Raw genomic sequence first — 24,375 nt, 5'->3', positions numbered from 1 at the left:
TTTGTTTTTGTAGGTATAAGGCAGGTCGAAACTGTTGCATCCGCGCGACCGGACCAGCATTAGCCCCCGTATTTTCGGGGGTTTGGCTGAGCCAGCAAGTTCATCCTGAGGTCGTGTAAAACACCTGACTATCGATAAAAACTCATCGAAGCCATGACGCCAGCGCATGCCTCCTTTCGAGGCATGCGCTCACCTTTTTCGTGCCCTCAGACGGCCCGAATCACGTGTTTGATTTCCTGGAACGCCTGCAAGCCCCAAGGCCCTAACTCGCGGCCGATGCTGCTTTGCTTGTAGCCGCCCCACGCGGTTTGCGGAAAGATCACCTGCGGCGCGTTGATCCACACAAGGCCCGCCTGCAAGGCGTTGGCGACCCGATCAGCGGCCTCGGCATTGCGCGTGACCACGCTGGCCACCAGGCCGAACTGGCTGTCGTTGGCCAGGGCAATCGCCTCGGCTTCGGTGGCAAAACTGCGCACGCAGATCACCGGGCCAAAAATCTCTTCACACCACAGCGCACTGTCGAGGGGCACTTCGGTGAAGATTGTCGGCTGCAAAAAATAACCGCGCGGCAGGTCGGCTGGACGATTGCCACCACAGATCAGCTTGGCGCCGGCACTCAAACCACGATCGATGTGGCCCAGTACACGCTGGTATTGCGCCTGATTGACCAGTGCGCCCATCTCCACCGCCGGGTCGAACGGGTCGGCCACGCGAATGGCTTCGGCGCGCGCCTTCAGGCGCAACAGGAATTCATCCGCCAGTTCATCGGCGACCAGCACGCGGCTGGTGGCGGAACACATTTGCCCTGCGTTGAAGAAACCACCGCCACAGGCCACTTCTACTGCCAGATCAAGGTCGGCATCGGCCAGCACCAGCAGCGACGATTTACCGCCCAGTTCCAGGCTCACGCCTTTGACGGTTTCCGCCGCGCGTTGCATGACCTGCACGCCCACCGCGTTGCTGCCGGTGAAGGAGATCTTGGCGATGCGCGAATCCGCCGACAGCGGCGCGCCAACGGCCAGACCGGTGCCGCACACCAGGTTGAAGACGCCGGCTGGCAAACCGGCGTCAGCGATGATCGACGCCAGCTCCAGTTCCGGCAGCGGGGTCACTTCAGAAGGCTTCAGCACCACGCAGCAACCGGCAGCCAGGGCCGGGGCGAGTTTCCACGCGGTGGTGACCATCGGGAAATTCCACGGCACGATCAGGCCGACCACACCGGCCGGTTCGCGGCGCAGGCGCGCGCTGAAATCGTCGCTAGGCAATTCAACGGCGCTGTCTTGTTTAGCGTCGAGGCCTTCGGCCAGACCGGCGTAATACTCGAACGTAGCGATCACGTCGTCGACATCGATGGCCGCTTCGAACAACGGCTTGCCATTGTTGCTCGACTGCACATGCATCAACTGTTCGCGACCGGCCTGCACGCCCACGGCGATTTTGCGCAGGATCGCGCCGCGCTCGGCACCGCTGGTTTTCGACCAGTCGGCAAACGCAGCGGTCGCCGCGCTCACCGCGTGATCGACAGACTGTGCATCGCCGCCATTGACGGTGGTCAACAAGGCTTCGGTCGCCGGGTTGATCACGCGCAAGTGTTCGTTGCCGGCCGACCATTGGCCGTTGATGAACAGACCGTCGAGCGTGGTTGGAAAACTCATTTCGACACCGCCTTCATCCACTGGGTCTGATCGATTTCAATCAGGGACGGGCCTTGGCGATCCGCCGCAGCACGCAGTGCGGTGCGCAGTTGCTCGACGCCGCTGATGGCTTCCGCCGCGCAGCCCAAGGCCTTGGCCACGCCGATGAAGTCCGGGGTGTAGATGTCCACGCCGACTGGCTCGATGGCGCGGTTGACCATGTATTTCTTGATCTCTTCGTAGCCCTGGTTATTCCACAGCAGCACGATCACCGGGGTGCGCGCTTCAACGGCGCTGGCCAGTTCCGGCAGGGTGAATTGCAGGCCGCCGTCACCGATCAGGCACACCACCGGAGGACGCGAACCGCCCTCGACGCTGCCACCGAGCCAGGCGCCAATCGCTGCCGGCAAGGCGTAACCCAAGGTGCCGTAACCGGTGGACGAGTTGAACCAGCGACGCGGGCGCTCGGGGTTGAAGGTCAGGTTGCCGGTGTAGACAGGTTGGGTCGAATCGCCGACAAACACCGCGTCTGGCAGCTCGTGCAGCACGGTCTCGAGGAAGCGCGTTTGCGCCAGTGTCGGGGCATCCCAGCCCTCGTTCAGTTCTTCACGCAAACGAGCGGCACGCACCTGGCCCCAATCGTTGCGGCGCTCGGCCAGCGACTTGTGGGACAGCGCGCTGAGCAAGGCCTGGGCGGCGTTGCGCGAGTCGGACACCAGCGCCACGTGCGGCGGGTAGTTGCGCACGGTCTGGTCCGGGTCGATGTCCACGCGCAACAGTTGGCCCGGAATTTCGAAACCACCGGCGAAGGTGACGTCGTAGTCGGTCTCGGCCAGCTCGGTGCCGATCGCCAATACCACGTCGGCTTCGGCCACCAGAGCGCGGGTCGCGACCAGGCTTTGGGTCGAGCCGATCAGCAGCGGGTGATTGGATTCGAGCATGCCTTTGGCGTTGATGGTCAGGGCCACCGGCGCATCAAGCAATTCAGCGAGTTCAGTCAATTCGGCAGCGGCATCGATGGCACCGCCACCGGCGAGAATCAGCGGACGCTTGGCGCCGGCCAGCAACTCGGTCATACGCGAAACGGCGGATGGCGATGCACCGGCGCGGTCGATGTTCACCGGTACGCTGGTCAGCAGGTCATCGGCTTCTTCAACCAGTACGTCCAACGGAATTTCGATGTGCACCGGACGCGGACGGCCGGCCTGGAACAGCGCAAAGGCACGGGCCAGCACGCCCGGCAATTCGGCGGCCGACATCAAGGTGTGGGAGAACGCCGCGACACCGGCGACCAATGCGCCCTGGTTCGGCAGTTCATGCAACTTGCCGCGACCGCCGCCCAACTGGCTGCGCGATTGCACGCTGGAGATCACCAGCATCGGGATCGAATCGGCGTAAGCCTGACCCATCGCCGTGGTGATGTTGGTCATGCCTGGGCCGGTGATGATGAAGCACACACCCGGTTTGCCGCTGGTGCGTGCATAACCGTCGGCCATGAAACCGGCGCCCTGTTCGTGACGCGGAGTGACGTGGTTGATGCTCGAACGGGCCAGCCCGCGATACAGCTCCACGGTATGAACCCCGGGAATGCCGAACACCTGCTCAACCCCGTAATCTTCGAGTAACTTGACCAATACTTCGCCGCACGTCGCCATTGTGTTTTGCCCTTCTTGTTCGTTTGAGACGCCGGGCCTGCGCAGTGTTTATGATGAGTGGGCAGGTCCAGGGATGGCCTCATTGGAACGGGCGACACGTAGCCGCAACAATGGATAAAAAGTCATACTAGCCATGTCCTCACGTCATACCTTGGATCCCAATGAAACGACTGCCTCCCCTGCCGGCGCTGCACACTTTTCTGATTACCGCGCAGTGCTGCAACTTCACCCGGGCCGCCGAACAGCTGCACATCACCCAAGGCGCGGTGAGCCGGCAGATCGCCGGGCTGGAAGATCACCTCGGTTATGAGCTGTTCATCCGCCAGGCTCGCGGCCTCGACCTGACGGCCGAAGGGCGGGAATGGCTGCCACGGGTGCAGCAGATTTTCGGCTTGATCGATGAGGCCGTGGAGCAGATCGGCGAGAAGCGCGAAACCTTGCAACTCAAGGCGCCCACCTGCGTGATGCGCTGGCTGTTGCCGCGTCTTTTGCAGTGGCAACGGGAGCGTCCGGACGTGCCGGTGGAACTGACCACTACGGTCAAGCACGGTGTGGATTTTCACCGTGAGCAGTTCGATGCGGCAGTGATGTACGGCGTGCCACCGGACAGCACGTTGGCGTCGCAACGCCTGTTCGAAGAAATATTGACGCCGGTCTGTTCCAAACCGCTGCTTGAAGGCCCGGTGCCGTTGCAGACCCCGGAAGACCTTCAGCGGCACATGCTGCTGCACCCCACCCGTGATGAGCGGGACTGGAAAGCCTGGCTGGCCACGGCCAATGTTCACTTGAGCAATGTCGGCAAGGGCCAGCATTTCGAAACGCTGGATTTGGCAATGTCGATGGCGTCACAGGGGACGGGGGTGGCGATTGGCGACTGGTCGTTGATTGGCGATGACTTGAGCGCCGGACGGCTGGTGATGCCGTTTGAATTGAAGGTGAAGACCGGGCTGGCGTATTACCTGGTTTTGCCGCACAAGCCGGCACCTTCGCCGAAGTTGCAGGAATTGTTGGGGTGGCTGGTAGAGCAGGCTCAAGCGCGCTAAACCCCTAAAATCTTGATGCGGTCCCCTGTGGGAGCGATCTGAGGCGAGGGGGCAAGCCCCCTCGCCACAGCTCGCTCCCACAAGGGTTCAGTGCGTCAGTAGCCTACTGCGAACCGCTGGCGGGAGTGCTTCGGCACTTCCACTTCATCGATCAGCGCAATCGCATAATCGGCAAACGTGATCCAACTGCGCCCTTCTCGGCTCACCAGCAAATCGTCCTGGCCGATCCGGAACACACCCGTGCGTTCACCTTCGACAAACTCCGCCGACGGTGACAGGAAGGTCCAGTCCAGGTCCTTTTCCTGACGCAGGTTCTCAAGGAACACAGCACCGGCACCCGCCTCGGCTTTGTACGCCTCGGGAAAGCCCTCGCTGTCGATGACGCGGGTTCCATCCGGCAACAACAAGGAGCCGGCACCGCCGACCACCAGCAGGCGTTTCACCCCGGCCTTTTTCACCGGCCCGATCACGGCAGCGGCGGGCAGCGTCGAGAAATGCGCGGCGCTGATGACCACGTCATGACCCGCCACAGCGGCTTGCAACGCTTCGCCATCAAGGGCATCGACATTCTTGCTGACCACACCGGCACGCTGGCCGATCTTCGACGTGTCGCGGGCAATGGCGGTGACGCTGTGACCACGACGCAGGGCTTCTTCCAGCAATTGGCTGCCGGCGCGGCCAGTGGCCCCGATGATTGCGATTTTGCTCATGACGTTCTCCAGTTGGATACAGCTGTGGTGCGCTGATTGTTTGACCAGTGAAACTTTTGTGGCGAGGGAGCTTGCTCCCTCGCCACAGGCATCCGTTATCCCGCTACCTCATTCACCCCACTTCATTTCGCCCTTGGCGACTTTGGCGCTCAGCTCCAGCGAGCTTTCTTCGCCCAGTGTCGGGAAGCGTTTTTTCATCGCGGCGATCAGTGCGGTGGAATCCTTGGCCTTGGCGGTCTCTTCGTCGAACGCCTTGATGTAATCCGCGGTGAACCGCACAGCCGCCAACGAGCGGGCGCTGTCACCGAGGTAATGACCCGGCACGATCGTGTTCGGTTTCAAGGTTTCGATGGAGTGCAGCGTAGTCAACCAATCGGCGTGGGACTGCGGGGTTTGCGTGTCGGCCATCCAGACGTGAATGTTTTCTGCCACGACCACCCCACCGACGACCGCTTTGATCGACGGAATCCAGACGAAGGTGCGATCCGGCTGCTTGCCGTCCAGTCCCACCACCTGCAATTTCTGACCTTCCAGTATCAGGCTGTCGCCCTTGAGCACCTGCGGCACGATGGTTTTCGCCGGCACGTCCGCGCCCATTTTCGGGCCCCAGAACGCCAGTTTGCCGTCGACGGTGTGCTTGATGTGGTCCACGGTCGGCTGCGAGGCCAGCACTTTGGCGTTGGGGAACGCGGCAGTCAGGGTGTCGAGGCCGAAGTAGTAATCCGGGTCGCCGTGGCTGATGTAGATAGTGGTCAGTTGCTTGCCGCTGGCGCGGATTTTCTCGACCACTTGTTCGGCTTGGGATTTGCCGAACTGCGCATCCACCAGAATCGCTTCTTTCTCACCGCTGACCAGCACCGACGTCACCGGGAAAATCGCCTTGTCGCCGGGGTTGTAGACATCCAGGGTCAAGGTCGAGGCCGCCGCTGCATGGGCCGCGAAACCGAGGGCGGCGCTGGCCAGCAAAATACGCTTGAGGGTGGTGAAACCGATCATCTGTTGCTCCGTAATCCGAATGCCGTGCTTGGCGATGGGAGGGAGCTTAGTTGCATGACTCAGTACAAAAAATGCGATGCTTGAACATAGTTTGTTTCTGAAAGCGGGCAAATCATGGATCGTCTTCAAGCAATGCGCGTATTCGTCACGGTCGTCGACCTCGGCAGCCAGTCGGCCGCCGCCGATCATCTGGACCTGTCACGGCCGGTGGTTTCACGCTATCTGGCGGAACTGGAGGACTGGATCGGCGCCCGGCTGATGCACCGCACGACCCGCAAATTGAGCCTGACCGCTGCCGGCACCGAGATGCTGCCCCGCTGTCGGCAGATGCTCGAGTTGTCCAACGACATGCAAGCCGCCGTCAGCGAGCCGGACGATGCACCGCGTGGGTTGCTGCGCATCAGCGTCAGCACTTCGTTTGGCCAGGCACAACTGGCGGACGCCATGGCGGCTTACGTCAAACGTTACCCCGGCGTCAGCATTGATCTGCAAATGCTCGACCGCACCGTGAACCTGGTGGATGAGCGCATCGATCTGGCGATCCGCACCAGCAACGACCTGGACCCGAACCTGATCGCCCGACGGCTGACGGTGTGTCGCTCGGTAATCTGCGCCTCCCCTGCCTACCTGCGCGAACATCCGGTGCCGCAGCGGGTGGAGGACCTGAGCCAGCACAATTGCCTGACCCACTCCTACTTCGGCAAAAGCCTTTGGCATTTCGAGGAGGACGGCGAACCGGTCTCGGTGCCGGTACAGGGCAACATCAGCGCCAACGAAGCCAGCACCTTGCTGCGCGCAACCATCGCCGGCGCGGGGGTGGCGATGCTGCCGAGCTATCAGGCGGGTGTGCATATCCACAGCGGCGAACTGATCCGCCTGCTACCCCAGGCCGAACCCCGGCAGATGAACATCTACGCGGTGTATGCGTCACGCAAACACATGCCGGCCGCGCTGCGCAGCGTGCTGGATTTCCTTGTTTTAAGGTTCCCGGAAGAACCGGAGTGGGATATCGGCCTGTAACTCGCCGCAACACCGCTCCCACAGTGGGACCATCAGTGTTCTGAATATCGGGGTAGATACGATGCCGCTTTAGTGGCAACTCACCGGCGCTGACCTATGCTCAAAGTAATACCCAAGGGTATTTCGTTCAGAGGTCTACGCCATGAACATCAAAACAAGAAGATACCTCACCATTTTCATCACCTGCGCGGTGACGCTGGCGCTGTATGGCACCGCGGCCTGGCGGGTCGAGCAGGCACGGCAACTGCCCCGTGAGTTTGCGAGCTGTAACTTCGAACGCTGCATCCCCCACAACGCGACCCTCAACGCCCTGCGTTGACGAAGGGGATCAGGCCTCGCTGTCCTGATCGGCCTTCAAGCGGTCGCGAAACGCCTTGGGCGAAATCCCCACGCGACGCCGGAACAGGCGCGTGAAGTTGGTCGGATCGGAAAAACCCAACACGTCGGACATTTCGTAAATGGTCATGCTGGTGTAGGTCAGCAACCGCTTGGCCTCCAGCAATTGCCGTTCGTGCATGATCTGCAACGCCGGCTGTCCCGCCAGTTCACGGCACGTGCCGTTGAGGTGGGACACGGAAATCCCCAGCCGATGCGCCAGGTCTTCGACCTTGACGTGCTGGCGGTAAGTCTCTTCCACCAGCTGGATAAACCCGTTGAGGTATTCCCGGGCACGCTGCGGACGCTGGCTGGCGCTGCGACGTGAAATCACCTGCCGACTGACCCAGACCATGATCACGCTGACCAGTGAATGCATGAGCATTTCACGCGCCGGTTGGTGACCGGTGTATTCGTCTTGCAGCGCTGAAAACAGGCTGTTGAGGTAGTCGCCGTCCTTGCCCGCCGGGTAGCTTTCGGCCTGGGCCAGGGCATTCACCGAGTTACCCAGTTGCGCTTGCAGATGGGCGATCAGCGGCGCGGCGAGGGTCAAGACGAACCCTTCGACGTCTTCGGAGAATCGATAACCGTGCACCGACAACGGCGGCAGGATCAGCACGGTCGGCTCGGTCAGTTGCGTGCGTTTACCTTCGATCTCAAGCTCTGCCTGACCTTTGAAGACGAAGAGTAACTGGCACAAATCGGCGTGACGGTGGGGTTTGATTTCCCATTGGTGTTCGCGGCTGCGTTTGGAAATGGTTTCGCAGTGCAGCAAGTCGGGGGTCGGCCAATCCAGGCTTTCACCGTAGAGCTTGAACACTGGAATCGAAGGCAGGTCAGGCTTGTTCATCACTTCAATCCAGGCCTCGGGGGGTTACGGGCGATAATCGCACCGATTGGCAGAAAGAACAGGTATCGGCTCAGTTTTCACCTTCAATTGACAGACTCGCAAGGGAAAAATGCAAGCACTCGATCCATAAAAATAATTCACCGGCCGTGGTCGCGTGGAGCTTGCGAGTCCTAACAACAATGAAAACGCTGAAAACTCAAATCGCCATCATTGGCGCCGGTCCTGCCGGTTTACTGCTCGGCCAATTGCTGCACAACGCCGGCATCGACACCCTCATTCTTGAACGCCAGAGCCCGGATTATGTGCTCGGGCGAATCCGTGCCGGGGTCCTTGAACAAGGCATGGTAGAGCTGTTGCGTCAGGCCGGCGTAGGTCAGCGCATGGACGCCGAAGGCCTGGTGCACACCGGCTTCGAACTGGCACTCGATGGCCGTCAGGTGCACATCGATCTGCAGGCATTGACCGGTGGCAAAACCGTGATGGTGTATGGCCAGACCGAAGTCACCCGCGACCTGATGGCCGCTCGTCGGGAGGCCGGCGCGCAGACGATTTACGACGCCGTCAACGTCATGCCGCACGGGATGAAAAGCGCAGAACCTTTCGTCACCTTTGAAAAGGACGGCGAGACGTATCGCCTCGACTGCGACTACATCGCCGGGTGCGACGGTTTCCACGGTGTGGCGCGCCAATCGATCCCCGACGACTGCCTTAAGGTGTTCGAGCGGGTCTATCCGTTTGGCTGGCTCGGCATCCTCGCCGACACGCCGCCGGTGCACGAAGAGCTGGTGTACGCTCGCCACGAGCGCGGTTTTGCGTTGTGCAGCATGCGCTCGGCGACGCGTACCCGGTATTACCTTCAGGTGCCGGCCGACGACCAGGTGCAGGACTGGTCGGATCAGCGTTTCTGGGATGAGCTGAAATTGCGCCTGCCGCCAGCGTTGGCAGCGTCGTTGGTCACCGGCCCGTCCATCGAAAAAAGCATCGCGCCGTTGCGCAGTTTTGTCGTTGAACCGATGCAGTTCGGGCGGATGTTCCTGGTCGGCGATGCCGCGCACATCGTCCCGCCCACCGGCGCCAAGGGCCTGAACCTGGCCGCCAGTGACGTCAGCACGTTGTTCAACATTCTGGTGAAGGTCTATCAGGAAGGACGCGTGGATTTGCTGGAGAAGTACTCCGAAATCTGCCTGCGCCGCGTGTGGAAAGCCGAGCGGTTTTCCTGGTGGATGACGTCGATGCTGCACCGCTTCGACGACCATGACGCCTTCAGTCAGCGCATCAGCGAGTCGGAGCTGGATTACTTTGTCGGCTCCGAAGCCGGTCGAAAAACCATTGCAGAAAATTACGTCGGGCTTCCGTACGAGGCTATCGAATAGCTTGCTATCGACTTACACTGGCGAGCATCCCCGCTCGCCTCGCTCCCGGCGGGTCCATTACTGCCCGCAGGTTCTACCGTGACCAATCTCAACCAGCCTGACACGCCCAAACCGGCCATTCGCAGCGTGCTGATCGCCCTGATGCTGGCGATCTTTCTCGGCGCGCTGGACCAGACCATTGTCGCCGTCTCGATGCCGGCGATTTCCGCCCAGTTCAAGGACGTCAGCCTGTTGGCCTGGGTGATTTCCGGGTACATGGTGGCGATGACGGTGGCGGTGCCGATCTACGGCAAGCTCGGCGATTTGTATGGCCGGCGCAAGCTGATGCTGTTCGGCATGGGCTTGTTCACCCTCGCCTCGTTGTTCTGCGGCATGGCCCAGAGCATGGAGCAATTGGTGCTGGCGCGGATCATTCAGGGCATCGGTGCCGGCGGGATGATTTCGGTCAGTCAGGCGATCATCGGTGACATCGTCCCGCCCCGGGAACGCGGTCGTTATCAGGGTTACTTCAGCAGCATGTACGCCGTGGCCAGCGTCGCCGGGCCAGTGCTTGGCGGTTACATGACCGAGTATTTGTCGTGGCGCTGGGTGTTCCTGATCAATCTGCCGCTGGGCCTCGGTGCCTGGGTGGTGGCCAATCGCACGCTGGTGGGCCTGCCGGTGCCGCAGCGCAAACCGGTGATCGACTACCTTGGCACGTTACTGATGATCATCGGCTTGACCACGTTGTTGCTGGGCATCACGCAGGTCGGTCAGGGGCATTCGTGGCGCAGCGCTGAAGTGCTGGGACTGTTTGCCGGTGCGGTGGTGATACTTGGGTTGTTCGTCTGGCATGAACGTCGGGCGCGGGAGCCATTACTGCCGATGCATCTGTTCGCCAACCGCAACGCGATTTTCTGCTGGTGCACGATTTTCTTCACCAGTTTCCAGGCGATCTCGCTGATCGTACTGATGCCGCTGCGCTTCCAGAGCGTCACCGGCGCCGGGGCCGACAGCGCCGCGCTGCACCTGTTGCCGCTGGCGATGGGTTTGCCGATTGGCGCCTACTTTGCCGGACGCCGGACCTCGGTGACCGGGCGCTACAAACCGATGATCCTGACCGGCGCGGCGCTGATGCCGATGGCGATTCTGGGCATGGCGTTCAGCCCGCCTCAGGCGTTTGTGCTCAGCAGCCTGTTCATGTTGCTGTGCGGGATCGCCAGCGGCATGCAATTCCCGACGTCATTGGTCGGCACGCAGAACTCGGTGGAACAGCGCGACATCGGCGTCGCCACCAGCACCACCAACCTGTTCCGCTCATTGGGCGGTGCGGTGGGGGTGGCGTTGATGTCGGCGCTGTTGCTGGCGTTGTTGCAGGATTCGAGCTTTGCGCACATTGCCGGTTCGTCGCTGATTGTCGAGGGCAGTTCGGGGAATGTCTTGCTTGACGGTTTGAACGCTGCGCCGGGCGATGCGCAAAACGCCTTGCGTGCGGAGTTGTTGCTGACGTTCAGGCATTTGCTGATGGTGAGTGCGGCGGTGTCGTTGCTGGGGCTGGCGGCGGCCGTGGCAATGCCGAATATGTTGTTGCGGGGGCGGGAAGACAAGGTTCGGTAGTTGGACCGAGTCGTGGCCTTCGCGAGCAGGCTCGCTCCCACAGGGGATCTCTGGCGTACACAACATTTGTAATCACTGGAGATCTACTGTGGGAGCGGGTTTGCTCGCGAAGGGGCCGTTACAGGCGCCGAAGGTTCAAGGGCTGTAATACCCGACAGCCACCAGAAAATGCCCGACCTTCTTCAGGTAGGCATGCTTGTCCTCAACCTTGCTGGTCACCGGGTTTTTCCAGCGGTATTCGTATTCGCCATAATCCTGCTTGGCCATCAATGCCAGGATCGGCTCGCCCACCGGTTTGCCCTCCGGGTCCTTGATCTTGCCGAAGTCGGTGTTGATCAGCCGCAGGTTGGTGCCGTGGGCCACGTAGCGCTGGGTGTCCAGGTCGACGACAAACACGTACAGGTCATCCTGCAGGTAACCGCCCTTGAGGGAATTGATCGCGGTCAGTGTGCCCTTCTCGTCCTTGGCCAGATCGGTCGCGGCTTTGTTCAGCAGCGCCATCGCCTGTTCCGCCGAGGCCCGTGGCAGGTAGTAACCGACCGCCAGAATCCGCTGGCCGACGCGTTGATAGAACACATGCTTGCGCTCGACCTTGCCGTCGGACCAGTTCTGCCAACGGTATTCCGCCTGCTGGATGCCATTGCCCTCCGGCACTTTCAAGGCGTCCTTGAAAGCTTTCTGCAAGTCCGGCCCAAGGGTCTCGGTGACGTCCCGCCCGATCAACGCCGCCGACGGCCCGCCGCTGGCGAGCATCACGCCCTTGGTATCGACCACGAAAACGTAGCGGTCCTTGTCGACAAACTCGCCCTGACGGCTGAACGCCGCGAAGGCCTTGTCGCCGTTGTCGTGGTAGTAAGCCAGGGCTTTTTCCAGCAAGGCTTTGGCGGCCTGGCTGTCATCCTTTTCCGCCGTGGCGGCGTGAACCTGCCCCAGGCACAGCAACAGCATCCCGCCCAATAAGGCCAGTTTGTGCAGAACCCCCATAGCGCATCCCTCGTTCTTGTCGGTGTTTCAAGAGCGTAGACGGCAATGGGAGATGTACGAGTATTCACCACACCACCACACAGAATCCTGTGGCAAATGGTGTTTGTGTGGCGAGGGGGCTTGTCGGAACGCCGCATCGCCCCGTTCGGCTGCGCAGCAGTCGTAAACGAGGCACCGCGATTTAACTGAAGAGTTGCGGTGGATGGTTTTGGGGTGGCTTCGCCACCCAACGGGGGCAAGCCCCCTCGCCACAGGCAAGCTCCCTCGCCACAGGTATGCCGCAACCTCCAGACTATTGCCCCCGGGCGCGCAGTTGCTGCTGCAGGTTCTGGATCTGCGCCTGCAGGGTGTTGATGTTGCGCGTGACCTGGCCGCGGAACGCGTCGAACTCGGCGGTATTGGTGGGGTTCTGGGCTGCGGCCGGGCGGTTGTCCTGCTCGCTTTTGAGCACGATCATGTCTTGTTCCAGACGCTCGATCGCGGCGCTTGGATTGCCTTGTTTTTTCAGCGCGACAATATCGGCGCCGAGGCTCTTGAGCTGTGCGTCGAATTTGCTGCTGTCGTCCGGCGCGCTTTTCAGGGCGGTCAACTCGGTGCTCAAGGCTTTGAGCTGCGCCTGCAACTGAGTATTGGCCGTCTGATGCTCGGTGCTCTGGGCGGCAAGTTGCGCCAGACGCTTGTCCAGGTCGCTGGTTTGCGCGGTCATCTGCGCCAGGCGCTTGTCCAGATCGGTGGTCTGACCGACGACACCCTGCTGCTGTTTGCTCTGGTCCAGCAGTTTGGATTCGAGGTCCTTGATTTGCAGTTTCAGTGCTTCGCTGTCGCTGGTGACGTTGGTCTGGCTGGCGACGACCTTGCCGGAAATATCCTGCAAGCGCCCCGCCGCTTCCTCACTGATGCGCGCGAAACTTTCCTGGGTGGCGACCAGTTGTTGCTCCATCAGCGAAATCTGCTGAAAACTCCACCAGGCCAGGCCCGCGAACGCAAAAAACAACGCGCCGACCAACGCCCACAGCGGGCCGGTGCTGGCGCCTTTGACCTTCACCACCGGTGCCGGACGCGAATGCACGCTGGTACGCGTGGTGGGCGGAAAATCGTCATCGTCGAGGATGTCGGCGCGCAGGCTCGGTACATCATCGAAATCGTCGTTGGCATCGTTACGCATGGACATTGAGTCAACCTTTGTGGAACGCGGTGATGGCTGTATGCGGCGAGTATAAACCCCACTGCCGCACCGATTGACTCTCTATACCCCACTCGGTTCAGTGCGGGCAGGCAGGTCCTGGCGCGTCAGCGGATGTCCTGGGCCTTCCACCAGCTGCAAAATTCATCGAGGGCGGCCCAGACACTGACTTTCGGATCGTAGTCCAGATAATGCCGGGCGCGGCTGATGTCCAGGGTGAAATTTTTGTTCATCACCTGCATGCCCAGTCTCGACAGGGTCGGCTCGGGACGCCCCGGCCACAGCTTGCACACCCCCTCGTTGAGGGCCGCGACGGTGTAGCCCAAACCGTAGGAACGGTAGCGCGTCACTTGTGGGACTTGCATGTTGCGCATGACGTAATTGACCACGTCCCACAACGGAATCGGCGTGCCGTTACTGATGTTGTAGGCCTTGCCCAAGGCCGAGCCGCTGGCGAGCAAACTGCTGAGCAACGCTTCGTTGAGGTTTTGCACACTGGTGAAGTCGACCTTGTTCAGGCCATTGCCGATGATCGCCAAGCGACCTTTGCGCTGCATTTTCAGCAGGCGCGGGAAGATGCTCATGTCACCCGCGCCCGTGACGAAGCGCGGGCGCAGGGCCAGGGTTTCGAGGCCGAATTCCTGGGCGCCGAAGACTTTTTGCTCGGCGAGGAACTTGGTGGCCGCGTAGGGATGCTTGAAGCGCTTGGGCACTTGCTCTTCGGTCAAACCCAGATGATCACGGCCATCAAAGTAGATCGACGGCGACGACAGGTGCACCAACCGCCGGACCCGCTGCTTCAGGCAAGCTTCAACCACGTTTTCGGTGACCTGGACGTTGCCCTGATGAAAGTCCTGATAACGCCCCCAAAGCCCCACTGCCCCCGCGCAATGGACCACGGCTTCGACGTCTGAACACAGCTCGCGCGCCAGTTCCGGGTCGCTCAAGTCGCCCTGAATGAACTCGGCGCCACGGCGCACCAGGTGTTCGACGCTTTCGGCCCGGCGACCGTTGACCCGCACGTCCAGGCCCTGCTCCAGGGCGAAACGCGCGAAGCGTCCGCCGATGAAGCCGCTTGCGCCGGTGACCAGAATTTTCATGTAGTGCTCCGATGTCTTTCGTTTTGCCTGATTCGTGAGTCTTGACGCTGCCCGTCAGTCCAACGGCACCAGCCATTGCTTCGACGAACGCACCAATTGATCGGTCAACAACCCCAGTAGCTGACCGCCATTGCGCCAATGATGCCAGTACAGCGGCACATCGATGGGCTTATCTGGCAAAAGCTCGCGCAAAACACCGCGTTCCAGTTGCTTGCGCACCTGCAGTTCCGGCACCAGCCCCCAGCCGAGACCCGCCTCGGTCAAGCGAATGAAGCCTTCAGACGAGGGGCATAAATGGTGTTCGAAACCGCCGTCCACCCCGAGGGAGGCGAGGTAGCGATGCTGCAGGAAATCGTCCGGGCCAAACACCAGCGCCGGGGTTTTCGCCAGTTGATCGGCGCGAACACCGTCCGGGAAATGGCGCGCGATAAACGCCGGACTGGCCAACGCCCGATAACGCATCGCCCCCAGCAAAACGCTGCGCGCCCCAGCCACCGGGCGCTCACTGGCGCAGACACACGCCGCCACTTCGCCGGCGCGCATACGTTTGAGGCCGACGGTCTGGTCTTCGACCACCAGATCCAGCAACAGATGTTGCTCGGCACAAAAGTCACCCACCGCCTGCGCCCACCAAGTCGCGAGGCTGTCAGCATTCAACGCGATACGCAGGCGCTCCGGCAGGCCTTCTTCATCCAGCGCCGGCACCAGGGATTGCAAGTCGCGCTCCAGCAAACGCACTTGCTGCACATGGTTGAGCAGACGCCGGCCAATTTCCGTCGGCGCCGGCGGTGTGACCCGTACCAGCACCGGCTGGCCGACCCGCGCTTCCAGCAGTTTGATCCGCTGGGAGATCGCCGATTGCGACAGGCCAAGCACCTGCGCGGCCCGTTCAAAACCGGCCTGCTCGACCACAGCGGCCAAAGCAGAGAGTAATTTATAGTCGAACATCAGTTTTCCTAATGAGCGATCAGCATGATTGGTTTTTCTTATACAGGTTAGCAGCGGAGAATGCCCATCAAGATCTCTTCAACAAGAATCTCTTCATCAAGGAATCCGACATGGCTGGCGAAACGTCATTGGCAACCCTGCTGCGCAGCATGAGCCCGCAACTCAACGCCGGCGAATACGTGTTCTGCACCCTGCGCGACGGCAAACTGCCGGCGGGCCTCGAGATCGTCGGCAGCTTTCGCGAGCAGGAAGGTCTGACCGTGATCCTGGAACGTTCCCACGCCGAACAGGCCGGTTTCAGCTTCGACTACGTCGCGGCCTGGATCACCCTGAATGTTCATTCCGCGCTGGAAGCGGTCGGCCTGACCGCCGCCTTCGCCACCGCATTGGGCAAGGCCGGCATCAGCTGCAACGTAGTCGCCGGCTACTACCACGATCACCTGTTTGTCGGTCAGGCCGACGCCGAACGCGCACTCCACGTGCTGCGGGACCTGGCGGCCAACGCGGAGTAAAAAATATGTGGCAAAGCTATGTAAACGGCCTGTTGGTGGCCGCCGGGCTGATCATGGCGATCGGCACGCAGAATGCGTTTGTGCTGGCGCAAAGTCTTCGTCGCGAACATCACCTGCCGGTGGCGGCATTGTGCGTGGTTTGCGATGCCTTGCTCGTCGCCGCCGGGGTGTTTGGCCTCGCCACGGTACTGGCGCATAACCCGACCTTGCTGGCGGTTGCCCGTTGGGGCGGCGCGGTGTTTCTGATTTGGTACGGCAGCCAGGCGCTGCGCAGGGCTTTTTCGAAACAGAGCCTGCAACAGGGTGAAAACCAGGCCGTGCGTTCACTGCGTGCAGTGATGCTCAGTGCGCTGGCGGTGACGTTGCTCAACCCGCACGTTTACCTGGACACGGTGTTGCTGATTGGCTCCCTCGGTGCACAACAAACCGAGCCCGGCGCTTATGTGGTGGGCGCGGCCAGTGCTTCGCTGCTGTGGTTCTTTACCCTGGCGTTGGGCGCGGCATGGTTGGCGCCGTGGCTCGCGCGGCCAAGCACCTGGCGAATTCTCGATCTGCTGGTGGCGGTGATGATGTTTGCGGTGGCGTTTCAATTAATCGTCACCCCCTGAATATTCCAAAAGGCTCTGGAACCTCTATTCCACACAGTTGTTGCGTGGTTATGCCGCACCCCCGGTGCTATGATCCGATTCCCTGCGCCGCAAAGAGTACAAACTCCCCGGCGCTTGTCTGGCCGCCCGTGATCGGCCTTGCGCTCACCGCAACTGACCTGATTAGGAGAATCATCATGGCTTTCGAATTGCCGCCGCTGCCTTACGCACACGATGCCCTGCAGCCGCACATTTCCAAGGAAACTCTGGAATACCACCACGACAAGCACCACAACACCTACGTCGTGAACCTGAACAACCTGGTGCCAGGCACCGAGTTCGAAGGCAAGACCCTGGAAGAAATCGTTAAATCTTCCTCGGGCGGCATCTTCAACAACGCCGCTCAAGTCTGGAACCACACTTTCTACTGGAACTGCCTGGCGCCAAACGCCGGCGGTCAACCTACCGGCGCGCTGGCTGAAGCCATCAACGCTTCGTTCGGTTCGTTCGACAAGTTCAAGGAAGAATTCAGCAAGACTTCCATCGGCACCTTCGGTTCCGGTTGGGGCTGGCTGGTGAAAAAGGCTGACGGTTCCCTGGCCCTGGCCAGCACCATCGGCGCCGGCAACCCGCTGACCAACGGCGACACCCCGCTGCTGACCTGCGACGTCTGGGAACACGCCTACTACATCGACTACCGCAACGTTCGTCCGAAATACGTCGAAGCGTTCTGGAACCTGGTCAACTGGAAATTCGTGGCTGAGCAGTTCGAAGGCAAAACCTTCACCGCTTAAGATCGATGCCAGACAAAAAACCCGGCTTTTATTGCCGGGTTTTTTTATGGGGTTTGGGAATGCTTGAAAGCGCTGTGGAACTTGGAGAATTGAGTCGACTATCCGGCTGCCTTCGCGAGCAGGCTCGCTCCCACAGTGGATCTGCGGTGAGCACAGTATTTTTTGTGTGGGAGCGAGCCTGCTCGCGAAGAACGATAACGCGGTTTACGCCGGATCGACGTTATCCAAGGCCCGGTTCACCGCCAACTCCGCCAGCATGATGATCTGTTGAATCGCCAACACCGTATTACGCTGCGGGCCGATCAGGTGCGCGGCGAAATCACTGGTCATGACGCTCGCGGAGGCCAGTGACTCGCAGGCCTGGACCAGCAGGCTTTCGGTGTCCATGTTCGGGGCGATCATGTACATCGTGCTCGGGCGGCGGGGTTTTTCGGTGTATTGGGATGGGGGATCGAGGTAGTAGTCGAGGGCGCGTTTGATGGCTTCGCGGTCTCGCAGGAGTGCTTCGGACTGGGTCTCTTCGGCGTCTGGGGTGGTGGTGTTCAAGGGTGGATCGGGAATCAATTTGTCCATTGTATTTCTCCAGCGTTGGAGCCTCCACTTGCCGCTTCTCACACGGCGAAGAGGTGGCAGCTATGTGCGAGGTGAGAAGACCGGTTATGGACACCCGGCCGGACCGAAGTCCGCCCGCACACAGCCGCCATAACGCATTTGCTGGCAGCGAATAAGCTGGCGGCGATTATGCGTGTACAGACACTGGATGACCATAAGTTGCCGGGCTCTCACACCCGGTCGCTGAGTTTTCAGCGACAGCCAGAGGTTAGAGACAAGGCTTCCTACCCGACAACCTGAAAAATGCGTGGGAAAGCTCTGTGCTTTTTACACATTTTTCAACACACAAAAATGGAGCGTGGGAACGATCAGTCATGGGGCAGCAGAAAGAGATTGGTCGGTTGTGAGCCCGTCTTCGCGAGCAGGCTCGCTCCCACATTTTGATCGAGGTACATCAGATAGAGATTGGTCGGCTGTCAGGCCGCCATCGCTGGCAAGCCAGGCTCCTACACTAGATCGGTGTACAGCCCTTGCTCCTCACCACTCAACAGGCCGAGCGTTAGCTCGCCTGCAGCTTTTGATCTTGATCCACCCGCCCCCTCGGGAGGCTGAGTGGAGGTGTGCATCCGGGGAGTGGCGCGTAGCGCCGTTCGACGCAGTCGAACACGCTGCATGTAGGTCGTAGCGAAGCAGACCGGAGGGCAGTGTCCCCGGATGGATACCGGAACGAAGGAACGCCGAGCCTAAGCGAGGGGCCGGACGCTCGGGGCGAGACCTTTGGTTACTTTGGGCTGGGCCGGCACCCCGGCGTTTGCCAAAGTGACACGCCGTAAGGGCGGAACCATTAGCGGCCGTTACCGCAGGAATGGATATGTACACCAGGGAAGAGAATGGTCGTCTGTCAGGACGCCTTCGCGAGCAGGCTCGCTCCCACATTTGGAATATGTACATCCGCAGAAAACAGGTCAATTGCTGACAATGAAACCAGCCTAACCCCCCTTGCCCCAACGCCATAGCCGGCTACCATCAACCGAGAAGGAAAAATTATCCCGATCCCCTCAAGTTGAAGGACCCAACTACCGACACAGTACTAATAGGACAAACACCCCGGACAACAGCAAATCGGCCAAGCCCACAGACAAAATCCCCTGTGAATAAATGTCCCTTTGACTGCCAACACGGGATTGCCAATACTCATGGCAACTTGATGGCTACCCGCACGGAACAAGGAATAACCCTTTGAAGCTGGAACTCAAGAACAGCTTGTCGGTGAAGTTGCTCCGGGTCGTGCTCCTGTCGGCATTGATCGTCGGCGTGGTCTTGAGCTGTGCGCAAATCGTTTTCGACGCCTACAAGACACGCCAGGCCGTGGCCAACGACGCCGAACGCATCCTCGACATGTTCCGCGACCCGTCTACCCAGGCCGTCTACAGCCTGGACCGGGAAATGGGCATGCAAGTGATCGAAGGCCTGTTCCAGGACGACGCCGTGCGCAAGGCCTCCATCGGCCACCCCAACGAAGCCATGCTCGCGCAAAAAACCCGTGAGTTGCAGCACTCAAACAGCCGCTGGCTGACCGACCTGATCCTCGGCAAGGAACGCACCTTCACCACCCAACTGGTCGGTCGTGGCCCTTACAGCGAGTATTACGGCGACCTGAGCATCACCCTCGACACCGCCACCTACGGCCAAGGGTTCATCGTCAGCTCGGTGATCATCTTCATTTCCGGCGTATTGCGCGCCATGGCCATGGGCCTGGTGCTGTACCTGGTCTACCACTGGCTGCTGACCAAACCGCTGTCGCGGATCATCGAGCACCTGACCGAAATCAACCCGGATCGCCCCAGCGAACACAAAATTCCGCAACTCAAGGGTCACGAAAAGAACGAACTGGGCATCTGGATCAACACCGCCAACCAGTTGCTCGAATCCATCGAACGCAATACCCATCTGCGCCACGAAGCAGAAAACAGCCTGTTACGCATGGCCCAGTACGACTTCCTGACCGGCCTGCCCAACCGCCAGCAATTGCAGCAACAACTGGACAAAATCCTGGTCGACGCCGGCAAATTGCAGCGTCGGGTCGCGGTTTTGGTGGTGGGACTGGACGATTTCAAAGGCATCAACGAACAATTCAGCTACCAGACCGGCGACCAATTGCTGCTGGCGTTGGCTGACAGGCTGCGCGCTCACAGCGGTCGCCTTGGCGCCCTCGCCCGTCTCGGCGGCGACCAGTTCGCCCTGGTCCAGGCTGATATCGAACAACCCTATGAAGCCGCCGAACTGGCGCAAAGCATCCTTGATGATCTGGAAGCGGCGTTTGCCCTCGACCATCAGGAAATCCGCCTGCGCGCGACCATCGGCATCACCCTGTTCCCCGAGGACGGTGACAGCACCGAGAAACTGCTGCAAAAAGCCGAGCAGACCATGACCTTGGCCAAAACCCGCTCGCGCAACCGTTATCAGTTCTACATCGCCAGCGTCGACACCGAGATGCGTCGTCGTCGCGAACTGGAAAAAGACCTGCGCGATGCCCTGGCCCGCGATCAGTTCTACCTCGTCTACCAGCCACAGATCAGCTACCGCGACCACCGGGTGGTAGGCGTCGAAGCGTTGATTCGCTGGCAGCATCCCGAACACGGCCTGGTGCCGCCGGACCTGTTCATCCCGCTGGCCGAGCAGAACGGCACCATCATTGCCATCGGCGAATGGGTGCTGGATCAGGCTTGCAAACAATTGCGCGACTGGCACGACCAGGGCTTCCCCGACCTGCGCATGGCGGTCAACCTGTCTACCGTGCAACTGCACCACGCCGAATTGCCGCGTGTGGTGAACAACCTGCTGCAAATGTACCGCCTGCCACCGCGCAGCCTGGAACTGGAAGTGACCGAAACCGGCCTGATGGAAGACATCAGCACCGCCGCCCAGCACCTGCTGAGCCTGCGTCGCTCCGGCGCCTTGATCGCCATCGATGACTTCGGCACCGGCTATTCGTCACTGAGTTATCTGAAAAGCCTGCCGCTGGACAAGATCAAGATCGACAAGAGCTTCGTGCAAGACCTGCTCGATGACGACGACGATGCAACCATCGTTCGGGCGATCATCCAGCTGGGCAAGAGCCTCGGCATGCAAGTCATTGCCGAGGGCGTGGAGACCGCCGAGCAAGAGGCCTACATCATCTCCGAAGGCTGTCACGAAGGTCAGGGCTACTACTACAGCAAACCGTTGCCGGCACGGGAACTGGGCGCCTACCTGAAACAGGCCCAGCGCAGTAACGCGGCAATTCTCTAAAACGACGCAGCCGCTACACGTACTGCGCCGCGTGAATAAGAAATATTTCCACCTGCAACCCTTTACACATAATGCGAAAGATTTGCATTATGTCGCAGTTTTGCGCGTGTGAAGCGCCTTCCACCCCCTCTCGAAGCAGGATGTTCGCCATGATTCGTATGCCTCTGGCTACCGCCAGTCTGTTGGCCATCGCTATTTCCCTCGCCGGTTGTGGCGAAGGCAAAGACAAGACCGCCGCTGCGCCAGCGCCGACTCCGGCCGCCAGCACCGCTGCTGCGCCAGCTGCCGCCCCTGCTGCGACCAGCAAAGTCGATGAAGCGGCCGCCAAAGCCGTTGTCGCGCATTACGCCGACATCGTCTTCGCCGTTTACAGCGATGCCGAATCCACCGCGAAAACCCTGCAAACCGCCGTTGACGCCTTCCTCGCCAAGCCGAACGCCGACACCCTGAAAGCCGCCAAGGCTGCCTGGGTCGCTGCTCGCGTGCCTTACCTGCAGAGCGAAGTGTTCCGCTTCGGCAACACCATCATCGACGATTGGGAAGGTCAGGTTAACGCCTGGCCACTGGACGAAGGCCTGATCGACTACGTCGACAAATCCTACGAACACGCACTGGGTAACCCGGGCGCCACCGCCAACATCATCGCCAACACTGAAGTCCAGGTCGGCGAAGACAAGGTCGACGTGAAAGACATCACCCCGGAAAAACTCGCCAGCCTGAACGAGCTGGGCGGTTCCGAGGCCAACGTTGCGACCGGCTACCACGCCATCGAATTCCTGCTGTGGGGCCAGGACCTGAACGGCACCGGCCCAGGCGCCGGCAACCGTCCTGCTTCCGACTACCTGGAAGGCAAAGGCGCCACTGGCGGTCACAACGATCGTCGCCGCGCTTACCTGAAGTCCGTGACCCAACTGCTGGTCAGCGACCTGGAAGAAATGGTCGGTAACTGGAAGCCGAACGTGGCCGACAACTACCGCGCCACCCTGGAAGCCGAACCGGTGGATACCGGCCTGCGCAAAATGCTGTTCGGCATGGGCAGCCTGTCCCTGGGCGAACTGGCGGGCGAGCGCATGAAGGTGTCCCTGGAAGCCAACTCCCCGGAAGACGAACAGGATTGCTTCAGCGACAACACCCACAACTCGCACTTCTACGATGCCAAAGGCATTCGTAACGTGTACCTGGGCGAATACACCCGCGTCGACGGCACCAAAATGACCGGCGCCAGCCTGTCGTCCCTGGTGGCCAAGGCCGACCCGGCTGCCGATACCGCGCTGAAAGCTGATCTGGCCGCTACCGAAGCCAAGATCCAGGTCATGGTTGACCACGCCAACAAGGGTGAGCACTACGACCAACTGATCGCCGCTGGCAACACCGCTGGCAACCAGATCGTCCGTGACGCCATCGCTTCGCTGGTCAAGCAGACCGGTTCGATCGAAGCCGCTGCTGGCAAACTGGGTATCAGCGACCTGAACCCGGACAACGCTGATCACGAGTTCTGATCAACGCTGGCGGTACAAGAAGGCGACCTTAGGGTCGCCTTTTTCATACCTGCGTGAATGCAATCCCCCTGTGGGAGCGTGGCTTGCCCGCGATGGCCGCGACCCGGTCTCATGCGAAAACCTTGCGCCACATCAAGCAAACGATAATTCCTCTTATTCAAACTCCCCTGCCCTGTTAGACTTTGCGCCCTTGTTTTGCTCGTCTCGCAGGATGTCTGATGCCCCCGCTGCCTCTTCGCTTGTCCGCACTGTTACTGGCCCTGGGCCTGAGTGCCTGCGATGACGCCCCGCGTTTTACCAAGGCCGAACCCGGTGAAGCCCGGTCCGGTGGCAGCGCGACCGTGCGCAAGACTGATCAGAACGCGTTTTCCCTGCCGTCCGCCAACCTGCCGCCGTCACGGCGCGTGGATTTCAGCGTCGGTAACAGTTTTTTCCGCAGCCCGTGGGTGATCGCGCCGTCGACCACCACGGCCCGCGATGGACTCGGCCCGCTGTTCAACACCAATGCCTGCCAGGGCTGCCACATCAAGGACGGGCGCGGTCATCCGCCACCGCCCGATGCACCGAATGCCGTGTCGATGCTGGTGCGCCTGTCGATCCCCAACGCACCGGCCTATGCCAAGGTCATCGAGCAGCTAGGCGTGGTGCCGGAGCCGGTCTATGGCGGTCAGTTCCAGGACATGGCCGTGCCGGGCGTTGCACCGGAAGGCAAGGTGCGCGTCGATTACACGCCCGTCCCCGTGCGTTTCAAGGACGGCACCGAAGTCGAGTTGCGCAAGCCGAGTCTGAACATCACCCAACTGGGCTACGGCCCGATGCACCCCGACACCCGTTTTTCGGCTCGTGTCGCCCCGCCAATGATCGGCCTGGGCTTGCTCGAAGCGATTCCCGACGAGGCGATCCTGGCCAACGCCCAAGCGCAGGCGAAGGACAACAACGGCATCGCCGGACGTCCGAACCGAGTCTGGGATGACGCCCAGCAGAAAACCGTCCTCGGCCGATTTGGCTGGAAAGCCGGGCAACCGAACCTCAATCAACAGAATGTGCATGCGTTTTCCGGCGACATGGGCCTGACCACCCGCCTGAGACCGTTTGATGACTGCACCGACGCGCAAACCGCCTGCAAACAGGCACCCAATGGCACCGGCCCCGACGGTGAGCCGGAAGTCAGCGACAACATCCTGCGCCTGGTGCTGTTCTACAGCCGAAACCTTGCCGTACCGGCCCGCCGCGATATCAGTGCGCCCGACGTCCTGGCCGGCAAAAACCTGTTTTTCCAGGCCGGATGCCAATCCTGCCACACGCCGAAATACACCACCGCCGCCAACGCCGCCGAACCTGAACTGGCCAATCAAGTGATTCGCCCGTACAGCGATCTGCTGCTGCATGACATGGGCGATGGCCTGGCCGACAACCGCACAGAATTCCAGGCCAGTGGCCGCGACTGGCGCACCCCGCCGTTGTGGGGTATCGGCCTGACGCAAGCGGTCAGTGGCCACACCCAGTTTTTGCATGATGGCCGCGCGCGCAATCTGCTCGAAGCCGTGCTTTGGCATGGCGGCGAAGCGACGGCCGCGCAGCAACAGGTTTTGTCTTTCAATGCCGAGCAGCGCGCTGCGTTGCTGGCATTTTTGAACTCACTTTAAGCACTTATAAAGCATCGGGAGCCCGAC

General features: G+C 60.8%; 21 protein-coding genes. 11 read left to right on the top strand and 10 right to left on the bottom strand.

Features of this window, described 5'->3' with window-relative positions:
• Positions 1-206: 206 nt before the first annotated feature.
• Entirely contained in the window at positions 207-1,655 is a 1,449-nt protein-coding gene (locus tag AC07N8_RS02070; RefSeq protein ID WP_493142399.1) for an aldehyde dehydrogenase family protein, read from the bottom strand.
• Complete coding sequence (locus AC07N8_RS02065) at positions 1,652-3,289, bottom strand: 5-guanidino-2-oxopentanoate decarboxylase (protein WP_483841834.1); 1,638 nt, start codon at positions 3,287-3,289, stop codon at positions 1,652-1,654. The genes AC07N8_RS02070 and AC07N8_RS02065 overlap by 4 nt, the downstream gene beginning before the upstream one ends.
• A gap of 161 nt (positions 3,290-3,450) precedes the next feature.
• On the opposite strand from AC07N8_RS02065, the gene AC07N8_RS02060 reads away from it, so the two are divergent.
• Positions 3,451-4,332: a LysR substrate-binding domain-containing protein gene (locus AC07N8_RS02060; RefSeq protein ID WP_493142396.1), complete on the top strand. Its 882-nt coding sequence runs from the start codon at positions 3,451-3,453 to the stop codon at positions 4,330-4,332.
• Between the two features lie 95 nt (positions 4,333-4,427).
• Here the strand turns inward: AC07N8_RS02060 and AC07N8_RS02055 are convergent, their stop codons facing one another.
• Positions 4,428-5,042, bottom strand: coding sequence for an NAD(P)-dependent oxidoreductase (locus AC07N8_RS02055; RefSeq protein ID WP_493142394.1), 615 nt, complete (start codon positions 5,040-5,042; stop codon positions 4,428-4,430).
• A 108-nt stretch (positions 5,043-5,150) separates the two neighbouring features.
• Positions 5,151-6,038 (bottom strand): MBL fold metallo-hydrolase, encoded by an 888-nt coding sequence (locus AC07N8_RS02050; RefSeq protein ID WP_493142390.1) that lies wholly within the window; start codon positions 6,036-6,038, stop codon positions 5,151-5,153.
• A gap of 114 nt (positions 6,039-6,152) precedes the next feature.
• Here AC07N8_RS02050 and AC07N8_RS02045 point away from each other — a divergent pair, with 114 nt between their 5' ends.
• On the top strand, positions 6,153-7,058 hold the full coding sequence (locus tag AC07N8_RS02045; protein WP_493142387.1) for a LysR family transcriptional regulator: 906 nt from the start codon (positions 6,153-6,155) through the stop codon (positions 7,056-7,058).
• A gap of 142 nt (positions 7,059-7,200) precedes the next feature.
• Positions 7,201-7,377 carry a hypothetical protein gene (locus tag AC07N8_RS02040; RefSeq protein ID WP_170219114.1) on the top strand — a complete coding sequence of 59 codons (177 nt, stop codon included), beginning with the start codon at positions 7,201-7,203 and terminating at the stop codon, positions 7,375-7,377.
• 9 nt (positions 7,378-7,386) lie between these two features.
• Here the strand turns inward: AC07N8_RS02040 and AC07N8_RS02035 are convergent, their stop codons facing one another.
• Positions 7,387-8,283 carry a helix-turn-helix domain-containing protein gene (locus AC07N8_RS02035; RefSeq protein WP_483841839.1) on the bottom strand — a complete coding sequence of 299 codons (897 nt, stop codon included), beginning with the start codon at positions 8,281-8,283 and terminating at the stop codon, positions 7,387-7,389.
• A gap of 179 nt (positions 8,284-8,462) precedes the next feature.
• Between AC07N8_RS02035 and pobA the strand changes: the two genes are divergently transcribed.
• Entirely contained in the window at positions 8,463-9,656 is a 1,194-nt protein-coding gene (gene pobA, locus AC07N8_RS02030; RefSeq protein WP_493142385.1) for a 4-hydroxybenzoate 3-monooxygenase, read from the top strand.
• 78 nt (positions 9,657-9,734) lie between these two features.
• Positions 9,735-11,252, top strand: coding sequence for an MDR family MFS transporter (locus AC07N8_RS02025; protein WP_493142384.1), 1,518 nt, complete (start codon positions 9,735-9,737; stop codon positions 11,250-11,252).
• Positions 11,253-11,387: 135 nt separating this feature from the next.
• Here AC07N8_RS02025 and AC07N8_RS02020 read toward each other — a convergent pair whose 3' ends face one another.
• The 4 genes from AC07N8_RS02020 to AC07N8_RS02005 form a co-directional block, all read right to left on the bottom strand.
• Positions 11,388-12,236, bottom strand: a complete 849-nt coding sequence (locus AC07N8_RS02020) for a cache domain-containing protein (RefSeq protein ID WP_483841842.1) — start codon at positions 12,234-12,236, stop codon at positions 11,388-11,390.
• 292 nt (positions 12,237-12,528) lie between these two features.
• Positions 12,529-13,407 carry an ATPase gene (locus tag AC07N8_RS02015; RefSeq protein ID WP_493142381.1) on the bottom strand — a complete coding sequence of 293 codons (879 nt, stop codon included), beginning with the start codon at positions 13,405-13,407 and terminating at the stop codon, positions 12,529-12,531.
• 119 nt (positions 13,408-13,526) lie between these two features.
• Positions 13,527-14,519, bottom strand: coding sequence for an NAD-dependent epimerase/dehydratase family protein (locus AC07N8_RS02010; protein WP_493142379.1), 993 nt, complete (start codon positions 14,517-14,519; stop codon positions 13,527-13,529).
• Between the two features lie 54 nt (positions 14,520-14,573).
• Entirely contained in the window at positions 14,574-15,467 is an 894-nt protein-coding gene (locus AC07N8_RS02005; protein ID WP_493142377.1) for a LysR family transcriptional regulator ArgP, read from the bottom strand.
• Between the two features lie 110 nt (positions 15,468-15,577).
• Here AC07N8_RS02005 and AC07N8_RS02000 point away from each other — a divergent pair, with 110 nt between their 5' ends.
• The 3 genes from AC07N8_RS02000 (at position 15,578) to AC07N8_RS01990 (ending at position 17,360) form a co-directional block, all read left to right on the top strand.
• A complete protein-coding gene (locus tag AC07N8_RS02000) occupies positions 15,578-15,979 on the top strand; it encodes an ACT domain-containing protein (protein ID WP_483841846.1) in 402 nt (133 codons plus the stop codon).
• Positions 15,980-15,984: 5 nt separating this feature from the next.
• Positions 15,985-16,587 (top strand): LysE/ArgO family amino acid transporter, encoded by a 603-nt coding sequence (locus tag AC07N8_RS01995; protein ID WP_493142375.1) that lies wholly within the window; start codon positions 15,985-15,987, stop codon positions 16,585-16,587.
• Positions 16,588-16,763: 176 nt separating this feature from the next.
• Positions 16,764-17,360 (top strand): superoxide dismutase, encoded by a 597-nt coding sequence (locus AC07N8_RS01990; protein ID WP_008034365.1) that lies wholly within the window; start codon positions 16,764-16,766, stop codon positions 17,358-17,360.
• Between the two features lie 204 nt (positions 17,361-17,564).
• Here the strand turns inward: AC07N8_RS01990 and AC07N8_RS01985 are convergent, their stop codons facing one another.
• On the bottom strand, positions 17,565-17,933 hold the full coding sequence (locus AC07N8_RS01985) for a DUF6124 family protein (protein WP_493142373.1): 369 nt from the start codon (positions 17,931-17,933) through the stop codon (positions 17,565-17,567).
• A 1,218-nt stretch (positions 17,934-19,151) separates the two neighbouring features.
• Between AC07N8_RS01985 and AC07N8_RS01980 the strand changes: the two genes are divergently transcribed.
• The 3 genes from AC07N8_RS01980 (at position 19,152) to AC07N8_RS01970 (ending at position 24,348) form a co-directional block, all read left to right on the top strand.
• Positions 19,152-21,203 (top strand): putative bifunctional diguanylate cyclase/phosphodiesterase, encoded by a 2,052-nt coding sequence (locus tag AC07N8_RS01980; protein ID WP_483841849.1) that lies wholly within the window; start codon positions 19,152-19,154, stop codon positions 21,201-21,203.
• Positions 21,204-21,352: 149 nt separating this feature from the next.
• Positions 21,353-22,702 carry an imelysin family protein gene (locus AC07N8_RS01975; RefSeq protein ID WP_493142371.1) on the top strand — a complete coding sequence of 450 codons (1,350 nt, stop codon included), beginning with the start codon at positions 21,353-21,355 and terminating at the stop codon, positions 22,700-22,702.
• Positions 22,703-22,920: 218 nt separating this feature from the next.
• Positions 22,921-24,348: a di-heme oxidoreductase family protein gene (locus AC07N8_RS01970; protein ID WP_493142369.1), complete on the top strand. Its 1,428-nt coding sequence runs from the start codon at positions 22,921-22,923 to the stop codon at positions 24,346-24,348.
• Positions 24,349-24,375 lie beyond the last annotated feature (27 nt).

This window comes from Pseudomonas sp. GW821-FHT10C09 (assembly GCF_059415465.1).
The sequence above is the reverse complement of the archived record's forward strand: the minus strand, read 5'-3'. Positions and strand labels throughout refer to the sequence as shown.

Bases quoted from the DNA above. Each gene is read 5' to 3' on its own strand.
- AC07N8_RS02000 (WP_483841846.1), top strand. From the start codon at position 15,578: ATGGCTGGCGAAACGTCATTGGCAACCCTGCTGCGCAGCATGAGCCCG.
- AC07N8_RS02060 (WP_493142396.1), top strand. From the start codon at position 3,451: ATGAAACGACTGCCTCCCCTGCCGGCGCTGCACACTTTTCTGATTACC.
- AC07N8_RS02045 (WP_493142387.1), top strand. From the start codon at position 6,153: ATGGATCGTCTTCAAGCAATGCGCGTATTCGTCACGGTCGTCGACCTC.
- AC07N8_RS02020 (WP_483841842.1), bottom strand. From the start codon at position 12,236: ATGGGGGTTCTGCACAAACTGGCCTTATTGGGCGGGATGCTGTTGCTG.
- AC07N8_RS02005 (WP_493142377.1), bottom strand. From the start codon at position 15,467: ATGTTCGACTATAAATTACTCTCTGCTTTGGCCGCTGTGGTCGAGCAG.
- AC07N8_RS02050 (WP_493142390.1), bottom strand. From the start codon at position 6,038: ATGATCGGTTTCACCACCCTCAAGCGTATTTTGCTGGCCAGCGCCGCC.
- AC07N8_RS02055 (WP_493142394.1), bottom strand. From the start codon at position 5,042: ATGAGCAAAATCGCAATCATCGGGGCCACTGGCCGCGCCGGCAGCCAA.
- AC07N8_RS01970 (WP_493142369.1), top strand. From the start codon at position 22,921: ATGCCCCCGCTGCCTCTTCGCTTGTCCGCACTGTTACTGGCCCTGGGC.
- AC07N8_RS02035 (WP_483841839.1), bottom strand. From the start codon at position 8,283: ATGAACAAGCCTGACCTGCCTTCGATTCCAGTGTTCAAGCTCTACGGT.
- AC07N8_RS02015 (WP_493142381.1), bottom strand. From the start codon at position 13,407: ATGTCCATGCGTAACGATGCCAACGACGATTTCGATGATGTACCGAGC.
- AC07N8_RS02040 (WP_170219114.1), top strand. From the start codon at position 7,201: ATGAACATCAAAACAAGAAGATACCTCACCATTTTCATCACCTGCGCG.
- AC07N8_RS02065 (WP_483841834.1), bottom strand. From the start codon at position 3,289: ATGGCGACGTGCGGCGAAGTATTGGTCAAGTTACTCGAAGATTACGGG.
- AC07N8_RS02070 (WP_493142399.1), bottom strand. From the start codon at position 1,655: ATGAGTTTTCCAACCACGCTCGACGGTCTGTTCATCAACGGCCAATGG.
- pobA (WP_493142385.1), top strand. From the start codon at position 8,463: ATGAAAACGCTGAAAACTCAAATCGCCATCATTGGCGCCGGTCCTGCC.
- AC07N8_RS02010 (WP_493142379.1), bottom strand. From the start codon at position 14,519: ATGAAAATTCTGGTCACCGGCGCAAGCGGCTTCATCGGCGGACGCTTC.
- AC07N8_RS01985 (WP_493142373.1), bottom strand. From the start codon at position 17,933: ATGGACAAATTGATTCCCGATCCACCCTTGAACACCACCACCCCAGAC.
- AC07N8_RS01995 (WP_493142375.1), top strand. From the start codon at position 15,985: ATGTGGCAAAGCTATGTAAACGGCCTGTTGGTGGCCGCCGGGCTGATC.
- AC07N8_RS01990 (WP_008034365.1), top strand. From the start codon at position 16,764: ATGGCTTTCGAATTGCCGCCGCTGCCTTACGCACACGATGCCCTGCAG.
- AC07N8_RS01975 (WP_493142371.1), top strand. From the start codon at position 21,353: ATGATTCGTATGCCTCTGGCTACCGCCAGTCTGTTGGCCATCGCTATT.